This window comes from Bacillota bacterium (assembly GCA_024655925.1).
Taxonomy (GTDB): Bacteria; Bacillota; DTU025; order DTU025; family JANLFS01; genus JANLFS01.
Map to the genome: position 1 here is coordinate 1 of JANLFS010000162.1, position 3,884 is coordinate 3,884.

At 58.0% G+C, this 3,884-nt stretch carries 6 protein-coding genes; 4 read left to right on the forward strand and 2 right to left on the reverse strand.

All coding sequences use genetic code 11. From position 1 onward, the window contains the following. The coding region (locus tag NUW23_15315; GenBank protein ID MCR4427527.1) for a transposase at nt 1-310 on the reverse strand (310 nt) is incomplete at its 3' end. On the opposite strand from NUW23_15315, the gene NUW23_15320 reads away from it, so the two are divergent. From NUW23_15320 to NUW23_15335, 4 genes are all read left to right on the forward strand, one after another. Then, nucleotides 304-1,239 (forward strand): DDE-type integrase/transposase/recombinase, encoded by a 936-nt coding sequence (locus tag NUW23_15320; GenBank protein MCR4427528.1) that lies wholly within the window; start codon nt 304-306, stop codon nt 1,237-1,239. The genes NUW23_15315 and NUW23_15320 overlap by 7 nt on opposite strands. A 42-nt stretch (nt 1,240-1,281) precedes the next feature. Next, nucleotides 1,282-1,509 carry a hypothetical protein gene (locus tag NUW23_15325; protein ID MCR4427529.1) on the forward strand — a complete coding sequence of 76 codons (228 nt, stop codon included), beginning with the start codon at nt 1,282-1,284 and terminating at the stop codon, nt 1,507-1,509. Nucleotides 1,510-1,542: 33 nt separating this feature from the next. Beyond that, on the forward strand, nt 1,543-2,400 hold the full coding sequence (locus NUW23_15330) for a hypothetical protein (GenBank protein MCR4427530.1): 858 nt from the start codon (nt 1,543-1,545) through the stop codon (nt 2,398-2,400). Between the two features lie 100 nt (nt 2,401-2,500). Next, the gene (locus NUW23_15335; protein MCR4427531.1) at nt 2,501-3,292 is read left to right on the forward strand and encodes a plasmid pRiA4b ORF-3 family protein; all 792 of its coding nucleotides are present in this window, start codon (nt 2,501-2,503) and stop codon (nt 3,290-3,292) included. 175 nt (nt 3,293-3,467) lie between these two features. On the opposite strand, the gene NUW23_15340 is transcribed toward NUW23_15335, so the two are convergent. Next, entirely contained in the window at nt 3,468-3,788 is a 321-nt protein-coding gene (locus NUW23_15340) for a nucleotidyltransferase domain-containing protein (protein ID MCR4427532.1), read from the reverse strand. Nucleotides 3,789-3,884 lie beyond the last annotated feature (96 nt).

Consider the following 3,884-nt stretch of genomic DNA (forward strand, 5'->3'; position numbering starts at 1 on the left):
AGCCGAAACGCCGCTGCCGGGTCCGGCCGGTCTCCTTGGCAAAGAAGGCCGCGGCCTTTTTTAGGATCCCGCGCTCCTCACGCAGAATCCGATTCTCGCGCCGCAGACGCTGCAACTCCTCACGCTCGGGAGTGGTCAGCCCCTCGCGCTGGCCGGCGTCAATCTCAGCCTGCCGGGTCCATTTTCGGAGTGACTCCAGGGATACTCCAAGGTCTGCGGCGACTTGGGCCATCGACTTCCCGCCCTCGCGGACCAGACGGACGGCCTCGGCTCTAAACTGAGGCGGATACGGTGGCTTCGCAGGTGGCATGTGGACACCCCTCTCTTAAATTACATTCCAAGCTCTCAGGTGTCCACGAAAACGGGGTAGGCTCAGTCTCCAGGCAGGCTGGAGCTGAGATCAGCATCGAGGCCTCGCTGCTCAACACGTTCGAACGGGTGGGCAGGCCGATCTCTGCGTATTCGCTCACCAGGGACGGGAGGAAGGTCCCTGACGAGCTGATCAAGGAGTGGATCTGCGAACTCATCGCCGGTGACGGCGTCCCTTACGGCTACAAGAAGCTCACGGTCCGCTTGCGGGAGGAGCATCGCCTCGCAGTCAACCACAAGAAGGTCTATCGGTTGTGCAAGGAGCTTGACGCCCTGAGACCTCAGAGGAAGGTTCAGGACAAGCACCCTCGCCGTCTGGCGAAAAGAGATACCGTGACTGGCCCGAATCAGCTCTGGGAGATGGAGATGAAATACGGCTACATACGGGGCGCCGACGAGTTCTTCTTCCAACTCTCACTGCTGGATGTCTTCGACCGCTGCGTCATTGACTATCACCTTGGGCTGTCCTGCACCGCGGCAGACGCCGTCAGGGTCCTGAAGAACAGCTTCAAGGCCCGTGGGCTAACCCCTGACGGCCTGCTTCCGAAAGTGAGAACCGATAACGGGCCGCAGTTCGTGGCCAAGAAGTTCGAGGAGGCATGCGGTGAACTGAAGGTCGTTCACGAGCGGATCCCCGTGAAGACGCCGAACATGAATGCTCACATCGAGGCCTTTCACCCGATCCTGGAGGATGAATGCTACAGCCGTAATGACTTCGCCAGTTTCCTGGAGGTCTATGTCACGGTCCCCGAATACATGGAGTGCTACACCAAGCGGCGTCGCCATGGAAGCCTTGGGTTCATGGCCCCGGAAGCGTTTCATAAAGCATTCATGAGCAACAGTGCGAGCGCCGCTCCTATTGTGGCATAATCTCCAGAGTTAGGGGGTCAGCCCGATCTGAAGCCCGGGGACTTGCGCAGGAGGCTCATCGAATATGCGCTCGACCCGGAGGCGACTATGCGTGCCCTTGAGCGCGAAGAGCGCCGGGTGCAGTCGGAATTCGAAAGGCAGGTGATGCGCAGGCTGGTGGCGCGAGGCTACCGGGTGAGGGCACAATGGTCAGTTGGGTACTATCGCATTGACCTCGTGGTTGAGGGCGGCGGAAAGAGACTTGCTATTGAATGCGACGGTGACCGATGATATCATCCACTCGAGAAGCTCGAGGGCGATCTAATGCGTCAGGCCGTGCTTGAGCGGCTTGGCTGGCAGTTCGCACGCTTACGAGGTACTGAGTTCTTGCGCGAGCCTGAACGGGCCATGGGGATTGTATTGGACCGACTGGACAGAATGGGCATTCTCCCGGAAGGAGAAAGCGCGGCAACAGAGATAGACGTGGTGGAAGGCTCGGCGCCGGAACGAGAGTCAGATGGGCATAGTGCTGTTGGGTCGCGGCGGACACCACTGGGCGAGAGAGTAGCTCGTGAAGCAGCCGCTCTACGCCGGGAATGGGTGGGCGGGGGCGATAACGAGGCTGCGGAGCAGCAAGGCTTCACAACTGAACAGGGATCATCCGAGCATGACATTGAGGCGCGTAATGTCAGCGAAGACGCAGGCGGAAACCCATCAGAGGAGCGGTTGAGCGGAGAGATTAGGGGGATGCCCGTAATACAAGTGTGTGCTTTGCCTGGGTTGGATTTACGGGAACGACCGAGTGTGGAGACCAATGGAATTGATACGGAAGAACGGCAGAAACAACCACATTCCCGTAAGCAGTCAGCCTTGACGGAGCTTACGGAATCCACGCAAGCACCGTCTCGTTCAGTCTCTGGGTCTCGCCCGAACGGGAGCAGCAGGTCCGCCGACGAGGCGCCAGATGAGGAACTGGTCAAGTGGATCGCTACAACTCCCCCTGATCTGTGGTTCAGTATGGCCCGCTGGGCCAGGGAAGAGGGCCTTTTGAAGCCCTGGGAGCGCAAGTTCATGTATGACATGGGCCGGTATGTCTCCAGGGGCTGGACGGTTTCTCCACGCCAGGCTCGCCAGGCCAGGCGTCTGCACAATGAGGCGCTCAGCTTGGGTTACAACAGTTGACTCTGTGTGCATGCTCGGCGGGAGGAACGAATGTAGCGCCTGTTCGATCTCTGGCGCCCAGCGGCACATCGCAGCGGAATACGATCGAGGAGGGAATCCGTTGGCCTACGAGATCAGAATAGCGATATGCGGGATTGAGCCTGCTATCTGGCGCAGCCTCAGAATACCTGGCAGCATAACTTTCGCCCAGCTACACCGTATTATACAGGTAGCCTTTGGGTGGCTCGACTATCACCTTTACCACTTCAGGTTCGACAATATCGTGATTGTGGAACCAGACCCGGACTTCTCCACCGCTGAGCTCTACGGAGAGGATGCGCCAACCCTCAACCCTGGAGGAACCCTTGTCAGCCAGCTCTTTGACGAGTACGATAAGTGCTTTTACGAGTATGACTTCGGTGATTCGTGGACCCACGAAATCGTGGTGGAGAAAAGGCTTAGGGACACGGAGCGAAACCAGGTGCCCGTTTGTCTCGGTGGGGCCAGGCACCGACCTCCGGAGGATGTCGGCGGCGTCGTGGGATATGAAGAGTTCCTCGAAACCATCCGGGACAAGAGCAACCCCGAACGGGAGAACATGTTGTCCTGGGCGCAGAAGGATACGAGGGGCAGGCTCTTTGACCCTGAGTACTTCTACATTGATGAAGTCAACAGAAAGCTTGCGTATGTACTCGAGGACCACAGTGTGTCCGCAACAAGGCTTCTTGCAGGCAACACCGGGCTTACAGGGACATTAGGGTTCGGCTGGTGGGAACCTTACATCGAGGTGGGCGGGAAGCAGTATACCTGGGAGCGTATCGGAGACCTATTGACCTGGTTCGATGTGGGCGTCACGGTGACTGTCAGGGTCAGCAGGAGGGTACGCTCAGCCGACCGGCATAGCACTCGGTGATCGGCGCCGCAAGGTACATATACCCCGGACGCTGCTGCCGCCGGTGCTGCACGATGAGCCGGCCCGGGAGGCCTTGTGGAGACTGGGCGCCTTCTTCACCGGGAGATAAGGTATGGGAGTGAGTTCACGCCATAGCATATTGAAGCACTCGAGAGGTATGGGCGCAAGAAGCCTGCTACACTATTCGAATCCCCGTCTGCATGACTTCTCGTGCCATCGGATTCTTTTCCGTGAAATCGGATGGTAGAAACGGGTGCGGCTCAATGCGCATATCTACCTGGCGTCGTAGCTTCATCAAAGTAAAGGTATCCTCTATCATGTCCCCGGTGAAGTCGTCAGCTACGACAGCAATGTCGATATCGCTGTCATTGTCATACGTACCTTTGGCACATGAACCGTAAACGTAGAGACCTCGCAGGTTCACCTTACGCTGTAACACTTCCGCGTACTTGCGTCCAATCTCCTTTATCATGTCTTGAGTTTGCCGATCAGCCATGTCCTCAGCCCCTCGATCTCCCGTATGCGTTCAGCGGTATACTCCGGGGTGCACTTAAGGTAGAAGGACTGCTTGTAGTCGGGATAGCGAGCACCA